Genomic DNA, 17217 nt, shown 5'->3' with positions numbered 1-17217 from the left:
CACCCGAGAGACTCTCTCAGGCTTTCCTCCGGGCGCTTCCCTTCGGTCTTGCGTTTCCGACTCTATCAGATCTTTTTCCGATCCGATTTCCTCGGCGCTTTCGAGGTTTCCGCTTTCGCGTTTCCCTTTCCGGCGGTTCCGACTTTATCAGAGATTCTGAGTCGGAATTTCCGTCCCGCTCGGGTGGTTCCAGGCACACGATTGTGCCGGGTTCCCGTTCAGGCGGAGCCGTAAACGTACTGGAGCGGGGCGCCTCGATGCAAATCGAGGCGCCCCGCTCCAGGTTGGCGCGTGCGAGGGGGTCAGACCTCGACGACGACCGGGAGGATCATCGGGCGCCGACGGTAGGTGTCGGAGACCCACTTGCCCAGGGTGCGGCGGATGAGTTGCTGCAGCTGGTGGGGCTCGACCACGCCGTCCTGGGCCGAGCGCTCCAGGATCTCCGTGATCTTCGGAATGACATCGCTGAACGCGGAGTCGTCGATGCCGGAGCCCCGGGCGTGGACGTGCGGGCCGCCCGTGATCTTGCCGGTGCTGGAGTCGATCACCACGAAGACCGAGATGATGCCCTCGTCGCCGAGGATCTTGCGGTCCTTGAGCGCGGGCTCGCCGACGTCGCCGACCGAGAGGCCGTCGACGTACACGTATCCCGCCTGGACCTTGCCGGAGATCTTGGCCCTGCCCCCGACGAGGTCGACGACGACGCCGTCCTCGGCGATGACGATGCGGTCGTGCGGGATGTTGGTGAGGGCGCCGAGCTCGGCGTTGGCGCGCAGGTGGCGCCATTCGCCGTGCACCGGCATCAGGTTCCGCGGCTTGCAGATGTTGTAGAAGTACAGCAGCTCGCCCGCGGAGGCGTGGCCGGAGACGTGCACCTTGGCATTGCCCTTGTGGACGACGTTCGCGCCCCAGCGGGTCAGGCCGTTGATGACGCGGTAGACCGCGTTCTCGTTGCCCGGGATGAGCGACGAGGCCAGGATCACCGTGTCGCCCTGGACGATGCGGATCTGGTGGTCCCGGTTGGCCATCCTCGACAGGGCCGCCATCGGCTCGCCCTGGGAGCCCGTACAGACGAGCACGATCTCGTGGTCCGGAAGGTCGTCCAGCGTCTTGACGTCGACCACCAGGCCCGGCGGGACCTTCAGATAGCCCAGGTCACGTGCGATGCCCATGTTGCGGACCATCGAGCGGCCGACGAAGGCCACCCGGCGGCCGTACTCATGGGCCGCGTCCAGGATCTGCTGGATGCGGTGGACGTGGCTGGCGAAGCTGGCCACGATGATCCGCTTGCTGGCGCCGGCGAAGACCTGGCGCAGCACGTTCGAGATGTCGCGCTCGGGCGGGACGAAGCCCGGGACCTCGGCGTTCGTGGAGTCCGAGAGCAGGAGGTCGATGCCCTCCTCGCTCAACCGTGCGAACGCGTGTAGATCCGTGAGCCGGCCGTCCAGCGGGAGCTGGTCCATCTTGAAGTCGCCGGTGTGGACCGCCATGCCCGCAGGTGTGCGGATGGCGACCGCGAGGGCGTCCGGGATGGAGTGGTTGACCGCGACGAACTCACAGTCGAAGGGGCCGATGCGCTCGCGCTGCCCCTCGGCCACCTCGAGCGTGTACGGGCGGATGCGGTGCTCCTGGAGCTTCGCCTCGATCAGGGCGAGGGTCAGCTTGGAGCCGATCAGCGGGATGTCCGGCTTCTCGCGCAGGAGGTAGGGGACGCCACCGATGTGGTCCTCGTGGCCATGGGTGAGGACGATGCCCTCGATGTCGTCGAGGCGGTCCCTGATGGACGTGAAGTCCGGCAGGATCAGGTCGATTCCGGGCTGCTCCTCCTCGGGGAAGAGCACTCCGCAGTCGACGATCAGAAGGCGGCCGCCGTACTCGAAGACCGTCATGTTCCGGCCGATTTCACCGAGGCCGCCGAGCGGGGTGACCCGGAGGCCGCCCTCGGGGAGCTTCGGCGGCGGGCCGAGTTCAGGATGCGGATGACTCAAAAGACTCTCCTCACCACGCGCGCCACGTACCTGGCAAGGCACGTGGCGCGCGTGACGTTCGTGCAGTAGCAGTTGTCTGTGTGGGGTGCAGGCCGATGGCCTGCGGGTCATGCGTATTCAGTTGTGAAGTCTGTGGTTAGAGCTCTACCCCGCCGGCGGCAAGATCGATCTTGAGCTGGGCGGTCTCCTCGGGCGACAGCTCGACCATCGGGGCGCGCAGCGGTCCGGCGGGCAGGCCCTGGAGGGTGAGCGCGGCCTTGGTCGTCATGACGCCCTGGGTGCGGAACATGCCGGTGAAGACGGGGAGCAGCTTCTGGTGGATCTCGGTGGCCTTCTGCACGTCGCCCGAGACGTACGCGTCGAGCATCGCGCGCAGTTCCGGGGTGACGACGTGGCCCACGACGGAGACGAAGCCGACGGCGCCCACGGAGAGCAGCGGCAGATTCAGCATGTCGTCGCCGGAGTACCAGGCGAGGCCGGAGCGGGCGATGGCCCAGCTGGCCCGGCCGAGGTCTCCCTTGGCGTCCTTGTTGGCGACGATACGCGGGTGCTCGGCCAGGCGCACCAAGGTTTCGGTGTTGATCGGCACGCCGCTGCGGCCGGGGATGTCGTAGAGCATCACCGGCAGCTCGGTCGCGTCGGCGATGGCCTTGAAGTGCCGGTACAGGCCCTCCTGAGGGGGCTTGTTGTAGTACGGCGTGACGGTCAGCAGGCCGTGCGCGCCGGTCTTCTCGGCGGCGCGGGCGAGCTGGATGCTGTGGTGGGTGTCGTTCGTGCCGACGCCGGCGACGATGTGGGCGCGATCGCCGACCGCCTCCAGTACGGCTCGTACGAGATCCGATTTCTCCGCGTCGCTGGTGGTCGGTGACTCGCCGGTGGTGCCGTTGATGATCAGGCCGTCGTTGCCTGCGTCCACCAGGTGGGAAGCGAGCCGCTGCGCGCCGTCGAGGTCGAGTGCGCCGTCCGCCGTGAAGGGCGTGACCATGGCGGTGAGGACCCGCCCGAAGGGGGTCTGCGGAGTGGAGGTCGGAGCCATGGGTAACACGCTACTCGCTGCTCAACGCGTGGTCTGCCCTCGGGGGACACGACAAAGCGCGACAAAGGTGGAACCCGGCACTGCCTGCTCGGGGGTTCAAGCAGTGCCGGGTCCGTTTGATCAGGCTAGATGAACTTCGCGAAATGCCGCAATACGGACACTTCGCCCGGTTGAACCGTACATCTGTGCCGGACGGCATGCGGAAGCGCGTTACGGCGCCACGCGCCCGTTGGCATTGAAGGCCGCATACGTCAGCGGCATGAGCTTGGCCCACTCCGCTTCCATCCGCTCGCCGACCATCTCGATCTCGCGCTGCGGGAAGGACGGGACCTTGGCCAGCTCGTGCTGGGTGCGCAGGCCGAGGAAGTGCATCAGCGAGCGTGCATTGCACGTCGCGTACATCGAGGAGAAGAGGCCGACCGGGAGGACGGCGCGGGCCACCTCACGGGCTACGCCGGCGGCGAGCATTTCCTGGTACGCCTCGTACGCCTGTCGGTATGAGTCCTCCATCACACGGCCCGTGAGCTCCTGCTGGGCCTGGGTGCCCTCGACGAAGACGTACTTGCCGGGGCGGCCCTCCTGGACCAGCTTGCGGGACTCGTCCGGGACGTAGAAGACGGGCTGGAGCTCCCTGTACCGGCCCGATTCCTCGTTGTACGACCAGCCCACGCGGTGCCGCATGAACTCGCGGAAGACGAAGATCGGGGCGCTGATGAAGAACGTCATCGAGTTGTGCTCGAAGGGACTGCCGTGCCGGTCCCGCATCAGGTAGTTGATCAGGCCCTTCGAACGCTCCGGGTCCTTCTTCAGCTCGTCCAGGGACTGCTCCCCGGCGGTGGAGACACGGGCGGCGAACAGCACGTCGGCGTCGGACGCGGAGTGCTTGATCAGCTCGACGGTGACATCGCTGCGGAAGCTGGGCTTGAGGTCGTCGGCGGGGGTGTCGGTCACGGTTCGGAGGGTCCTTCCCATCACAGGCTCGGGCGGCGCCCACTCTACGGCCCGGCACTGACAACGGGGCGTTCGGTACCTTGCCGCGACATTCATCGGCGAACTTCTGCGAATTCGGTGATTCTGGGCACCTGATGGGGCATTCGCTCGTCTGTAGGGGTGACGGCGATTTCGTTCGAGTCGCCGGTCGCCAGGCGCCTGAGCCCTGAGCCCCTACGAGTCTCCAGAGGAGAAGCAGCCCCCATGTTCCGTCGGCGCGAGCCCGTTCCGTTCGCCTTCATCGCCGAGGCCGACAAGTTCCGCAGCAATGTCACTCCCCCACCCCGCGAGCGGGCGTCCGCCGGACAGATAGCCGGGCGGTGGCTCATCGGGCTCACCGTGGTCGCCGGGCTCATCGGGTCACTGGTCCTCGGCATGCCCGCCCTGTCCCAGGATCAGTCACCTGCGAAGACGCAGCATTCCGAGGCCTCGGACGGGCGCTGACCCTTCCGGACCCCCAAGGGTGGTGAGCGAGCACCTGGCTCGATAGCCTCACCGGGCAGAGCCCATGCGTGGATTGAGTGAGGATCAGTCGTGCCCCTGCCCTTCCTGACGGCGGACCGTGCCTTTGACGAGGCGGCGGACGATCTCGCGCTGCCCTATGACGACCGCGACCGTTGGCGGCGCCCCTACCGGCCGGGCCCGTGCCGGGTGGGCGCGGCCGCGCTCGTCCTGCTGCTCGCCTCGTACGTGCTCGTCGCCGCAGTGATCATTGCCCTCACCGGGACCCCGACCGCCGCCGCGGCCTGTCTGGGCGGCGCCGCGGTCGCCATACTCTGCGCGCTGCGGCTGCTGCGCATGGGCGTGTGGGTGAGTGCGCGGGGTCTGCGCCGGGTGGGCTTCTTCCTGACGAGTACGACGCCCTGGGAGCGGGTCGCCGTGGTGCGGACGGTGCAGCAGCCGGTGCGCTGGCTCGGGCTGCCGCGCACCGTCCAGGGGCAGGCGCTGGTCCTCGTACGCAAGGATCGGGCGCCCGAAGACGTGCCGCCCCTGCTGACCACGCACAACGCCGACTTCCTGGCGCGTATGGAGGCCTTCGACCGCGCGGCGGACGCCATCGAGGTGTGGGCGGACGAGTACGGGCGGGGCTGAGGTCCCCACGACGAAGGGCCAGGACGCCTCCCACGGCGCGGCGAAGGGCCAGTAGGCCTCCACAGCGCACATGAAGAGGGCCGGTCCGCAGCGCGCGGACCGGCCCTCTTCGTGTGCGCGTCAGCGCTGAGCCCCGTACGGCCTCAGGCCTCCACGGACCTGCCCTCGTGCAGGGCGATGGCCCGCTGCATCGCCTTGCGGGCGCGCGGGGTGTCGCGGGCATCGTGATAGGCGACCGCGAGGCGGAACCAGCTGCGCCAGTCGTCCGGGGCGTCCTCGGTCTCGGCCTTGCGCTTGGCGAAGACCTCGTCGGCCGAGTCGCGGTCGATGCGGCCCCCGGGGGTGCGCCTCAACTCGTCGACGGGCAGGCCGCCTTCGGCGTCGAGCTCGGCGGCGAGCCGGTTGGCCTTCCGGACGAACTGGGTGTTCTTCCAGAGGAACCAGATGCCGATGACCGGCAGGACCAGCACCGCGACACCGAAGGTGACGGTGATCAGGGTGCCGTTCTGGATGAGGAGCACGCCTCGGCTGCCGACCAGGACGAAATAGACGACCAGGACGGCGGCCGTGAGGGCGTAGGTGATCTTCGCGCGCATGTCTGCCGACTATCTGTTGTCCGTCCCCCGGCTCAGCCGAGGTCCAGGAAGTGTTCCAGGCCGAAGGTGAGGCCCGGCGTGCTGACCACGCGGCGGACGCCGAGCAGGATGCCCGGCATGAAGCTGCTGTGGTGGAGGGAGTCGTGGCGGATGGTGAGGGTCTCGCCCTCGCCGCCGAGCAGCACCTCCTGGTGGGCGAGCAGGCCGCGCAGGCGGACCGCGTGCACCGGGACGCCGTCGACGTTCGCGCCGCGGGCGCCCTCCAGCGCGGTGGCCGTGGCGTCGGGCTGCGGGGCGCTGCCCGCCCGCTCCCGGGCCGCGGCGATGAGCTGGGCGGTGCGCGTGGCGGTGCCGCTGGGGGCGTCGACCTTGTTCGGGTGATGCAGCTCGACGACCTCGACGGACTCGAAGTACGGCGCGGCCACCTCGGCGAACTTCATGGTCAGTACGGCCCCGATGGAGAAGTTGGGCGCGATGAGCACGCCGGTCTCCGGGGACTGGGCCAGCCAGCCCTTGAGCTGCGCGAGGCGCTCGCCGGTCCAGCCCGTCGTGCCGACCACGGCGTGGATACCGTGCCGGACGCAGAAGTCGAGGTTGTCCATCACCGAGGCCGGCGTGGTCAGTTCGACGGCGACCTGGGCGCCGGTCTCGGCCAGCGTCTCCAGTGTGTCGCCCCGGCCGAGCGCGGCCACCAGCTCCATGTCCTCGGCGGCCTCGACGGCTCGTACCGCCTCGGCTCCGATACGGCCCTTGGCACCGAGGACCGCCACGCGCAGCTTGCTCATTGCTTCGTTCCTTAGAGAGACCTTGCAGAGACCTTGCAGGGACGGGGTTACGCGACCGCGTCGTGCAGACGGGACGCCTGCTTGTCCTTGAGCGGGCCGATGACCGACAGCGAGGGCCGCTGTCCCAGGATGTCGCGGGCGACCGAACGGACCTCGTCCGGGGTGACCGACGCTATCCGGGCCAGCATGTCGTCGACGGACATCTGCTCGCCCCAGCACAGCTCGCTCTTGCCGATACGGTTCATCAGCGCACCGGTGTCCTCCAGGCCGAGGACGGTGGAGCCCTGGAGCTGGCCGATGGCGCGGCCGATCTCGTCGTCCGAGAGGCCGTGCTCGGCGACTTGGTCGAGCTCGTCGCGGCAGAGCTTGAGCACGTCGTGGACCTGGCTCGGCCGGCAGCCCGCGTACACGCCGAAGAGGCCGCAGTCGGCGAAGCCCGAGGTGTACGAGTACACGCTGTAGGCCAGGCCGCGCTTCTCGCGGACCTCCTGGAAGAGGCGGGAGGACATGCCGCCGCCGAGGGCGGTGTTCAGGACGCCCAGCGCCCAGCGGCGCTCGTCGGTGCGGGCCAGGCCCGGCATGCCGAGGACGATGTGGGCCTGCTCGGTCTTGCGGCCGAGGAGCTCGACGCGGCCCGCGGTGCGGATCGCGCGGCGGCCGTCGCGCGGGGCGATCGGCTCGGCGACGGCCTCCTTGATGGCGCCCGCCTTCTCGAAGGCGGCGCGGACCTGGCGTACGACCTTGTTGTGGTCGACGTTGCCCGCGCAGGCCACGACCAGGTGCGTGGGGTCGTAGTGCTTCTTGTAGAAGCGGCGGATGCGGTCCGCGGTGAGGGCGTTGACCGTGTCGACCGTGCCGAGGACCGGGCGGCCGAGGGGGTTGTCGCCGAACATGGTGTACGCGAACAGGTCGTGCACGCAGTCGCCCGGGTCGTCCTCGGTCATCGCGATCTCTTCGAGGATCGCGCCGCGCTCGACGTTGACGTCCTCTTCGAGGATGAGCGAGCCGGTGAGCATGTCGCAGACGACGTCGATGGCGAGCGGCAGATCGGTGTCGAGCACGCGCGCGTAGTAGCACGTGTACTCCTTCGCCGTGAACGCGTTCATCTCGCCGCCGACCGCGTCGATGGCGGAGGAGATGTCCAGGGCGCTGCGCCGGGACGTGCCCTTGAAGAGCAGGTGCTCCAGGTAGTGCGTGGCGCCGTTCAGCGTGGGCGTCTCGTCGCGGGAGCCGACGTGCGCCCAGATGCCGAAGGTCGCCGAGCGGACCGAGGGCAGGGTCTCGGTGACGATACGCAGGCCGCCGGGGAGGGTGGTCTTACGGACCGTACCGATGCCGTTCTGGCCCTTGATGAGGGTTTGGGTACGGGCGACGGCCCGCGCCTCCGAAGAGGTGCGGGCCGTCGCCGTGGAGCTACTCGACGTCACTTGTCGGTGTCGTCCTTCTTTTCGTCGTCGCCTTCGCCCTCGATCACGGGGATGAGGGAGAGCTTGCCGCGGGAGTCGATCTCGGCGATCTCGACCTGGACCTTCTGGCCCACACCGAGGACGTCCTCGACGTTCTCCACGCGCTTGCCGCCGGCGAGCTTGCGGATCTGCGAGATGTGCAGCAGACCGTCCTTGCCCGGGAGCAGCGAGACGAACGCACCGAAGGTCGTCGTCTTCACGACGGTGCCCAGGTAGCGCTCGCCGACCTCCGGCATGGTCGGGTTGGCGATGCCGTTGATCGTGGCACGGGCGGCCTCGGCGGCCGGGCCGTCGGCGGCACCGATGTAGATGGTGCCGTCGTCCTCGATCGTGATCTCGGCGCCGGTGTCCTCCTGGATCTGGTTGATCATCTTGCCCTTGGGGCCGATGACCTCGCCGATCTTGTCCACGGGGATCTTGACGGTGATGATCCGCGGGGCGTTCGGGGACATCTCGTCCGGCGTGTCGATCGCTTCCATCATCACGTCGAGGATGTGGAGGCGGGCGTCGCGGGCCTGCTTGAGGGCCGCGGCCAGAACGGAGGCCGGGATGCCGTCCAGCTTGGTGTCGAGCTGGAGGGCGGTGACGAACTCCTTCGTACCGGCGACCTTGAAGTCCATGTCGCCGAAGGCGTCCTCCGCACCGAGGATGTCGGTGAGGGCGACGTAGTGCGTCTGGCCGTCGATCTCCTGGGAGATCAGACCCATGGCGATACCGGCGACGGGGGCCTTCAGCGGCACACCCGCGTTCAGCAGCGACATGGTGGAGGCACAGACCGAACCCATCGACGTCGAACCGTTGGAGCCGAGGGCCTCGGACACCTGACGGATCGCGTAGGGGAACTCCTCGCGGGTCGGCAGGACCGGCACGAGGGCGCGCTCGGCGAGCGCGCCGTGACCGATCTCGCGGCGCTTCGGGGAGCCGACGCGGCCGGTCTCACCGACGGAGTACGGCGGGAAGTTGTAGTTGTGCATGTAGCGCTTGCGGGTCACCGGGGAGAGGGTGTCCAGCTGCTGCTCCATGCGGAGCATGTTGAGGGTGGTGACGCCCAGGATCTGGGTCTCGCCACGCTCGAACAGCGCCGAGCCGTGCACGCGCGGGATGGCCTCGACCTCGGCGGCCAGCGTACGGATGTCCGTGACGCCGCGGCCGTCGATGCGGACCTTGTCCTTGATGACGCGCTCGCGGACCAGCTTCTTGGTCAGCGCTCGGTAGGCGGCGGAGATCTCCTTCTCGCGGCCCTCGAACTGCGGGAGCAGCTTCTCGGCGGCGATCTCCTTGACGCGGTCCAGCTCGGACTCGCGCTCCTGCTTGCCGGCGATGGTGAGCGCCTGGGCGAGCTCGCTCTTGACCGCGGCGGTCAGGGCCTCGAGAACGTCGTCCTCGTAGTCCAGGAAGATCGGGAACTCGGCGGTCGGCTTGGCGGCCTTCGCGGCGAGGTCCGACTGCGCCTTGCACAGGACCTTGATGAAGGGCTTCGCGGCCTCGAGACCGGCGGCGACGACCTCCTCGGTCGGCGCCTCGGCGCCGCCCTTGACCAGCTGGATCGTCTTGTCGGTGGCCTCGGCCTCGACCATCATGATCGCGACGTCGCCGTCCTCCAGGACGCGACCGGCGACGACCATGTCGAAGACGGCGTCCTCGAGCTCGGTGTGCGTCGGGAACGCGACCCACTGGCCGTTGATCAGCGCGACGCGGACGCCGCCGACCGGGCCGGAGAAGGGCAGACCGGCCAACTGCGTGGACGCGGAGGCGGCGTTGATCGCCACGACGTCGTACAGGTGGTCGGGGTTGAGCGCCATGATCGTCGCGACGACCTGGATCTCGTTGCGCAGGCCCTTCTTGAAGGAAGGACGCAGCGGGCGGTCGATGAGACGGCAGGTGAGGACGGCGTCCTCGGAGGGACGGCCCTCACGGCGGAAGAAGCTGCCGGGGATCTTGCCGGCGGCGTACATCCGCTCCTCGACGTCCACCGTGAGGGGGAAGAAGTCGAGCTGGTCCTTGGGCTTCTTGGAAGCGCTGGTGGCCGACAGCACCATGGTGTCGTCGTCCAGGTACGCCACGGCGGAGCCGGCGGCCTGCTTGGCCAGGCGGCCCGTCTCGAAGCGGATGGTGCGGGTGCCGAAGGAGCCGTTGTCGATGACGGCCTCGGCGTAGTGGGTCTCGTTCTCCACTAGCGTTTTCTCCTCGTCTTCGTCCCGGCCTGCCCGTGTGGCAGGGGGACGGTGGCGGAGAGGCGCTCCTTCTGGTGCGGGCCGGTCTTCGATCGAAGCACCCGGGGCTCGCAATCCCCCGGGGGCCACTACCGAGGACCGGCGGCGGCGAGGTGCGCTTCTCCTCGTTCGTTGTCGTGACGGTGTCGCACCCGGCGGGTACGGCGTCATCACGCTGTGTTCGTACGTGCTGTGTCCTGCGTACTGCGGTGTGCTACCACACTACAAAGCGCCAGTGACACTCCGCACGTACAGAGACGTACAGCAGCACGTACAGCAAAAGGAGCGGCTCCCCAAGAGTGGGAACCGCTCCCTTCACGGCGTCTTACTTGGCGCCCGCCGCACCGCGGCGGATGCCCAGGCGGTCGACCAGCGCACGGAAGCGCTGGATGTCCTTCTTGGCCAGGTACTGCAGCAGGCGGCGACGCTGACCGACCAGGATCAGCAGACCACGGCGGGAGTGGTGGTCGTGCTTGTGGGTCTTGAGGTGCTCGGTCAGGTCCGAGATCCGGCGCGAGAGCATGGCGACCTGGACCTCGGGGGAGCCGGTGTCGCCCTCCTTGGTACCGAACTCGCTGATGATCTGCTTCTTCGTAGCGGCGTCGAGCGACACGCGTACTCCTCGTAGTCTCATGTGTGCCACCGAGTGCCCCTGGTCCACATCTCAGGGGAGCTTCCGTTACTCGGGAGGCGGGGATCCGCTGGGCGCGACCTCCAGAGCGGTGGGCTCCGGGGGTGCGTACACAAACGGCCGTTACACAGGGTACCAGCCTGGGCGGACGCGTCTGTCCGGGTCTCCGAACCGGCCGAACGGCGCGGACCTGGCCACTAGGGTGACCGCACAGGTCATTCGCACGTGGGGAAGGGGCCGCCGGAACATGGCCGAGGAAGCGGACAAGGACGTCAAGGCGCGCAAGGAGCGGGAGAAGGACGAGCTCTACGCCCTCGACATCTCGGGCGTCGAATGGCACAGCGCGCCGGGCACGGAGGAGCACGAGGAGCGGGTCGAGATCGCGTATCTGCCCGAGGGTGCGGTGGCCATGCGTTCGTCCCTCGACCCGGAGACGGTCCTCAGGTACACGGAGGCCGAGTGGCGGGCCTTCGTGCTCGGGGCCCGGGACGGGGAGTTCGACCTGGAGCCGGCGCCGCACAATGGCGGGCTCGCGGCGGAGTAGACGACGAGCGGGAAGACATGGGGCCGACGCGGACCTTTCCGCGTCGGCCCCATGTGTTCCTCAGCGCGCCTGGGCGATCCCCACCGCTGCCGGTACCGGGTCGTCCGGGTGCGCCGCGGATGCCGTGAGCACCCGGGGCGAGAAGAACGCCCTGCCGTGTTCGACGAGGATGTCGGACCACTCGGGGTTCTCCATGCGTGTGGTGCCGTCCGGCAGGTTGAAGTAGAGGAACGGGGTCTCCTTGCCGGTCGCGGGATCGATTCCCACGATGGCGGCGGGTCCGACGTTGTCGGAGCTCGGCCGGTAGACCAGGAGCTTGTCCCCGCTCATCTTCACGGGCCAGAGCGGCTGCAGCGGCCGACCGTCGAACTTCTTCAGGGTCTTCCCTGTCTTCACGTCGAAGTCCACGATCCAGTTCTCCGCCTGGTCGTAGCCGCCGTCCGCCTTGCTCGCGACGAAGATGTCGTCCTTCCCGACCACCATCGCGTAGCAGTTCTCCATCACTCCGAAGTAATGAGTGCCGTCCCAGGAATCGCCGCACATCGGGTCGAAGCGCCCGCCCTTCATGGAGATCGTGGCGCTGTGCCGACCCTGGTCGTCGAGGGTGATCAGGTCGGTCACGTCGTACTCCCCCGCCCCGATGGCCAGCACCGGCGGGTCGGAAGAGGGCATGTAGACGCCCGAGATGCCTTCCTTGAGCTTGTACGTCCACTGCGGCTTACCGGTGCGGGGATCGATCTTCTGCACCCGGTACGCGTGCTTGGACTCGTCTCCGCAGCGAAGCAGGACGAGGAGGCTGCGGCCGCCCGCGAAGCCGTTGTCCTCGCACTTGGAGACGTCGGTGCTCTTCCAGAGCTGCTTGCCGTCGCTCATGTCGTAGGCCACGGAGCCGTTGCCCCATGCCACCGCGACGGTGCCGCGCGTCATGGTCAGGTTCGTGTTCGTCACATACGCGGTCTTGGCGTCGGACATCGTCGCCGTCCACAGCTTCTTGCCGGTGTCGAGGTCGAAGAAGACCACCTCGTCACAGATGCCCGCGTCCTTGGTGCCCTTGCGTTTGCCGGGCTGGACGACGACGGCGGTGCGACCGTCCGCGGTGACGTGTTTGGTCGTCGCGCAGATGTGGCCGTCCAGCTTGAGGGTCCACGCCGCCTCGTCCACGCCGAACTTGAAGCCTGTGAGCGTGTTCTTGATGCCCTTGGCGAAGATCTTGTCGGTCGCCCAGGTGCCGGGCGCGTACCGGGTCTCGTCGTCCTTGAACTTCTCCTCGTCGTAGTCGATGACGAGCTTGCCCTCGAGCGTCTTGGGCGTCTTCTCGACCGTCTCCCTGATCTCGTCCGGGGCCTGCGGGGCGGCCGTCGCCTTGCTCTTCGCCGGAGTTCCGTCGCCGGTCGCGTACATCAGGAGCCACCCGCCCGCGCACAGCGCCACGACAAGTACGGCGGCGACGGCGCCGACCAGTTTCGTACGACGTCTTCGTCGGTCGCTGTCCGCCGCCAACGCGGATTGGGTGTACGGGGATGGGGGTGGGCCGAAGCTCACGCGCTCGGGTCCTTTCGTGGGAGCCGTTCGGTATCGGGGGAGTCCCCTACTATGCATGGCCCTTGATCGTGTACATGCAGGGGGCGACGTGGCTGCCTTGATGGCTTCGTTTGTCCGCTTTGGGGGTCAACAGTGAGCGTGCGTACGCCACTTCTGGGCAGGGTGTGACGTAGCGGGCGGCCGCGGTGGGGTGGACAGGCCTGCCGTAGTGACAGTCATGGTGATTAGGCTGGGACCGGGCGCGACGCCTGAACCCGTGGACGGGCCGCCCGCGTCCCAGGGGGAGCCGGGTCAATTCGGACGACCTCGAACGACTTCGGACGACTAACAGGCGTCTACGGACGACAAGAAAACGGTCGCCCCGGCACGGCTTGAGGGTGCTCGACCACACCAGGAGGAATTGTGAACAGCGATCGGGACGGGATCCGCGGGGGCTGGGCCACACCCGGCGATGACCAGTCCGACGCGGAGTCCGCCGTCGAGACGACGGGCGAGTTCACCATCGACTACGCGCCGCCCGCCTGGTACACGCAGAACGCGTCGGGGAGTTCGGGGGATTCGGAAGTCGGATCCTCGGAATCGGGGGCGGTTTCGGGGACTTCGGGGGATTCAAGGGCTTCGGGGGCTTCGGGGAGTTCGGACGCATCGACGGACTCGGACACGTCGACGGACTCGGACACGTCGACGGACTCGGAGACTTCGGCGTCGGGGGCAGCGGCCGTTGGTGAGGTGCCTGCCGGGCCTCCGGTGGGCAGTCCCGTCGCCGTGCCCAAGTTGCCGGTGGGCAGTGGGTTTGAGCCACGGGTGGCGACGGCTGATGCGGTGGCCCCTGATACGGCGACGGCTGATGCGGCGACGGCTGACGTGGCCGAGCCGGAGGCTCCGGCCGTGGCACCTGTCAGCGACGCGGGCAGTCCGACGGCTGTACCGAACTTTCCCGTGGGCGGGTTGCAGGCCCAGTGGACTCCTCCCGCTCCTCCCGCTCCTCCCGCTCCTCCGGTCGCGCCGGTTGCGCCGGTCGCCGCTTCTGACGAGGCGGAGTCGGGGAACGGGGATCTGGAGAGTGGCGCGACCATGCGGATCTCCGCTGTCGCGCTGAAGCGGGACATCGCGGCGCGGGCGGCTGCGGCGTCGGAGGAGGCGGAGGCGGAGACAGCGGCGGAAGCTGACGTCGATGCCGAGCGCGCGGCTGAAGCCGAGCCCGAGGTCGAGGCCGCGGTGGGCTCTGAGGCCGAGGCCGTGCTTGATCCGGTGGCCGCGTACCAGTCCCTGGAGGCCTCCCGGCACAGGGACCACGTCGACATAGAAGAGGAAGCAGTAGCGGCCGAGGCCGAAGTGGCCTTCCCCGGTGCGGATTCCGCCGATGAGCCGCGCGATGCCTCAGACGAGGAGCGTGTCGCCGACGTCGTGGAGCTGCGCCGCGCGGACGAGGGCGACGCGGCCGACGAGATCAGCGACGCCGTGCCGTTGGACGACGTCAGCGATGCGGTGCCGCCGCAGGCCGACCCGCTGCACGCGGAGCCAGAGGACGCCGAGCCTCAGGACAGCAGGCCTCAGGACAGCGAGCCTCAGGACAGCGAGCCTCAGGACAGCGAGCCTCAGGACGCGGTGCCCGCGGCCGGGGCAGACGCCTCCGGGGCCGTGCAGGACGCGCCCCCGGCCTGGGCTCCGCCGCCGCTGCCGCAGGGTGGGCTCCCGCCGTTGCCGCCCGCGTATCAGCCCGCGGCGCCCGCTCCCGCGGCCCACTGGCCCGCCTCCACGGAGCCTGCGGCGGCCGAGCCCGTGCAGGCGCAGGTGCCGCCGCAGGCTCAGCCGCCCGCACCGGCGCCGGGCCAGCCGTTCCAGCCGCCCACGGCGCAGACCGCGGCTCCGGCATGGCCTTCGCCCAGCGCGCCCGTCTCGCCGGAGCCGGCGCAGGGGTCCGCGCCGGTGCCCGCGCCCGCCTTCGAGAACCCGGTTCCGGCCCCGCCGCAGGCTCCGCACGCGGCACCTCCGGCTCAGGCGCAGCAGGGGAGTTACGGGTTCCCGCAACCCGGCACCCCTGCCCCGGTCCACGCCCAGGCCCCGGCCCCGGCCCCGGCCGCCGACACTCCGGCTCAGGCCCAGCAGGGCAGTTATGGGTTCCCCCAGCCCAGCACCCCGACACCGAACCCCACACCGCAGGGCGGCTACGGATTCCCGCAGCCCGGAACCCCTGCCCCAACTCCGGCCCAGGCCCCGGCCCCGCCGCAGGCTCCGCACGCGGCACCTCCGGCTCAGGCACAGCAGGGGAGTTACGGGTTCCCGCAACCCGGCACCCCTGCCCCGGCCCAGGTCCCGACCCCGACCCCGACCCCGGCCGCCGAGACACCCGCTCCCGCCCCGGCCACCGGCGCTCCAGCCCAGGCACCGCAAGGCAGCTACGGATTCCCGCAGCCCGGGGCACCGGCGCCGGCACCCGCTGCGGCCAACCCGCCCGCTCAGGGCGCCGGTTACGGCTTCCCCCAGCCTGCGACGCCGCAGGCGGACCCCGTGGCTCCACAGCCCCCCGCCCCGCAGCAGGGCTACGGATTCCCGCACCAGCCTCCGGCGCAGCAGGCGCCCAACGCTCCCGTACCGCAGCCTGGTTACGACTTCCCCGTGCCGCCTCCGGCCCCCACGCAGTCGGCCGCGCCCACCCCGGCGCAGCCGCCGGTCCCCTCGGCACAGGTGGGTCCGCCGTACCCGCAGCAGCCTCAGCCGCAGCAGGGGCAGCAGCCGGTCGATCCCCGCGCCGGAGCCGCCTGGCCGCAGCCCGTGCAGCACGACCAGCGCCAGCCCACCAACCCCGGTGCCGCCCCGCTCGGGTACACCGCCGCGGTGGAGTTGTCCTCCGACCGGCTGCTCAACAACAAGAAGCAGAAGGCCAAGAGCGGTCGCCCGGCTGCCGCCTCGTCGCGGTTCAAGCTGGGCGGGAAGAAGGAGGAAGCCGAGCGCCAGCGGAAGCTGGACTTGATCCGGACGCCGGTGCTGTCGTGCTACCGGATCGCCGTGATCAGCCTCAAGGGCGGCGTGGGCAAGACGACCACGACTACCGCGCTCGGCGCGACGCTCGCCAGTGAGCGGCAGGACAAGATCCTCGCGATCGACGCCAACCCGGACGCGGGCACGCTCGGCCGCCGGGTGCGTCGCGAGACCGGTGCCACCATCCGTGACCTCGTCCAGGCGATCCCGTACCTCAACTCGTACATGGACATCCGGCGGTTCACCTCGCAGGCGCCGTCCGGGCTGGAGATCATCGCCAACGACGTCGACCCGGCCGTGTCCACGACGTTCAACGACGAGGACTACCGGCGCGCGATCGACGTGCTGGGCAAGCAGTACCCGATCATCCTGACCGACTCCGGTACGGGTCTGCTGTACAGCGCCATGCGCGGTGTGCTCGACCTCGCCGACCAGCTCATCATCATCTCGACGCCGTCGGTCGACGGTGCGAGCAGCGCCAGTACGACGCTGGACTGGCTGTCGGCGCACGGGTACGCGGACCTCGTCTCGCGCTCCATCACCGTCATCTCCGGAGTGCGCGAGACCGGCAAGATGATCAAGGTGGAGGACATCGTCAGCCACTTCGAGACGCGCTGCCGGGGCGTTGTCGTGGTGCCCTTCGACGAGCACCTCGCCGCGGGCGCCGAGGTCGACCTCGACATGATGCGGCCCAAGGTGCGGGAGGCGTACTTCAACCTCTCCGCGATGGTGGCCGAGGACATCGCACGGCACCAGCAGTCGCACGGGCTGTGGACGAACGACGGCAACCCGCCGCCCGTCGCCGCCCCGCCGATGCCGGGCCAGTACGTTCCGGGACAGCCGGCCCCCGGCCAGCCCGTTCCGGGCCAGGCCCCCCAGCAGCCGCAGCCCGGGCAGCCGTACCCCCAGCCCGGACAGGCCTACCCGCAGCCCGGACAGGCCTACCCGCAGCCGGGCCAGCCCTACCCGCAGCCCGGTCAGGCACACCCGCAGCAGCCGCAGCCCCCGCAGGCGCACCCCCAGCCGGGACAGCCGTACCAGCCGGGCCACCAGCCCGCACCGGGTCAGCCCTACCAGCCGCACCAGGGCCAGACCCCTCCCCCGCCCGCACCCCCTCAGCAGTAACCCGATCGGCCCCTTCCGAGGGGCCGATTCCCGTCAAGGCCCGCACCGTTCCGTCACGGTGCGGGCCTTTGCGTGTCCAGGGACGAAAAGGGGCGCCACGCCCTGGCCAGGAGGGCGTCACCGGTCTGAACCAATGGGCATGAAATCCGCGTCAACTCGTTATTTCCGCAGGCCACATGGGGTTCGCGCGCCGTTGACGTGCGCAGACCGGCGCTGATAGACACACA

General features: G+C 69.4%; 13 protein-coding genes. 4 read left to right on the top strand and 9 right to left on the bottom strand.

All coding sequences use genetic code 11. The features are described 5' to 3' along the window. Positions 1 to 302 precede the first annotated feature (302 nt). The 3 genes from ACFY0T_RS27790 to thyX form a co-directional block, all read right to left on the bottom strand. A complete protein-coding gene (locus tag ACFY0T_RS27790) occupies positions 303 to 1988 on the bottom strand; it encodes a ribonuclease J (RefSeq protein ID WP_388875956.1) in 1686 nt (561 codons plus the stop codon). Positions 1989 to 2124: 136 nt separating this feature from the next. After that, on the bottom strand, positions 2125 to 3024 hold the full coding sequence (gene dapA, locus ACFY0T_RS27785) for a 4-hydroxy-tetrahydrodipicolinate synthase (RefSeq protein WP_388875953.1): 900 nt from the start codon (positions 3022 to 3024) through the stop codon (positions 2125 to 2127). A gap of 210 nt (positions 3025 to 3234) precedes the next feature. Then, the gene (gene thyX / locus ACFY0T_RS27780; protein ID WP_388875950.1) at positions 3235 to 3975 is read right to left on the bottom strand and encodes an FAD-dependent thymidylate synthase; all 741 of its coding nucleotides are present in this window, start codon (positions 3973 to 3975) and stop codon (positions 3235 to 3237) included. A gap of 243 nt (positions 3976 to 4218) precedes the next feature. On the opposite strand from thyX, the gene ACFY0T_RS27775 reads away from it, so the two are divergent. Together ACFY0T_RS27775 and ACFY0T_RS27770 are read left to right on the top strand one after the other, a co-directional pair. After that, a complete protein-coding gene (locus tag ACFY0T_RS27775) occupies positions 4219 to 4458 on the top strand; it encodes a hypothetical protein (RefSeq protein WP_388875947.1) in 240 nt (79 codons plus the stop codon). 90 nt (positions 4459 to 4548) lie between these two features. Continuing rightward, positions 4549 to 5106, top strand: a complete 558-nt coding sequence (locus tag ACFY0T_RS27770; RefSeq protein ID WP_388875944.1) for a hypothetical protein — start codon at positions 4549 to 4551, stop codon at positions 5104 to 5106. 143 nt (positions 5107 to 5249) lie between these two features. On the opposite strand, the gene ACFY0T_RS27765 is transcribed toward ACFY0T_RS27770, so the two are convergent. The 5 genes from ACFY0T_RS27765 to rpsO all read right to left on the bottom strand — a co-directional run bounded on the left by ACFY0T_RS27765 (position 5250) and on the right by rpsO (position 10779). Then, on the bottom strand, positions 5250 to 5702 hold the full coding sequence (locus ACFY0T_RS27765; protein WP_388875942.1) for a hypothetical protein: 453 nt from the start codon (positions 5700 to 5702) through the stop codon (positions 5250 to 5252). Positions 5703 to 5734: 32 nt separating this feature from the next. Then, complete coding sequence (gene dapB, locus ACFY0T_RS27760) at positions 5735 to 6487, bottom strand: 4-hydroxy-tetrahydrodipicolinate reductase (protein WP_388875941.1); 753 nt, start codon at positions 6485 to 6487, stop codon at positions 5735 to 5737. Positions 6488 to 6534: 47 nt separating this feature from the next. Further along, positions 6535 to 7914 (bottom strand): M16 family metallopeptidase, encoded by a 1380-nt coding sequence (locus ACFY0T_RS27755; protein WP_388875938.1) that lies wholly within the window; start codon positions 7912 to 7914, stop codon positions 6535 to 6537. Beyond that, positions 7911 to 10127, bottom strand: coding sequence for a polyribonucleotide nucleotidyltransferase (locus tag ACFY0T_RS27750; protein WP_388875935.1), 2217 nt, complete (start codon positions 10125 to 10127; stop codon positions 7911 to 7913). Before ACFY0T_RS27750 ends, ACFY0T_RS27755 begins: the two co-directional genes overlap by 4 nt. A 364-nt stretch (positions 10128 to 10491) precedes the next feature. Further along, entirely contained in the window at positions 10492 to 10779 is a 288-nt protein-coding gene (rpsO, locus tag ACFY0T_RS27745) for a 30S ribosomal protein S15 (RefSeq protein ID WP_030041128.1), read from the bottom strand. A gap of 265 nt (positions 10780 to 11044) precedes the next feature. Between rpsO and ACFY0T_RS27740 the strand changes: the two genes are divergently transcribed. Continuing rightward, the gene (locus ACFY0T_RS27740) at positions 11045 to 11341 is read left to right on the top strand and encodes a DUF397 domain-containing protein (RefSeq protein WP_388875931.1); all 297 of its coding nucleotides are present in this window, start codon (positions 11045 to 11047) and stop codon (positions 11339 to 11341) included. 60 nt (positions 11342 to 11401) lie between these two features. Here ACFY0T_RS27740 and ACFY0T_RS27735 read toward each other — a convergent pair whose 3' ends face one another. Beyond that, entirely contained in the window at positions 11402 to 12883 is a 1482-nt protein-coding gene (locus tag ACFY0T_RS27735; protein WP_388875928.1) for a PQQ-binding-like beta-propeller repeat protein, read from the bottom strand. A 402-nt stretch (positions 12884 to 13285) separates the two neighbouring features. Between ACFY0T_RS27735 and ACFY0T_RS27730 the strand changes: the two genes are divergently transcribed. Beyond that, complete coding sequence (locus ACFY0T_RS27730; protein ID WP_388875925.1) at positions 13286 to 16990, top strand: SCO5717 family growth-regulating ATPase; 3705 nt, start codon at positions 13286 to 13288, stop codon at positions 16988 to 16990. Positions 16991 to 17217 lie beyond the last annotated feature (227 nt).

Source organism: Streptomyces sp. NPDC001530, from assembly GCF_042894545.1.
GTDB lineage: Bacteria > Actinomycetota > Actinomycetes > Streptomycetales > Streptomycetaceae > Streptomyces.
This window is presented reverse-complemented; position numbering and strand designations above follow the sequence as displayed.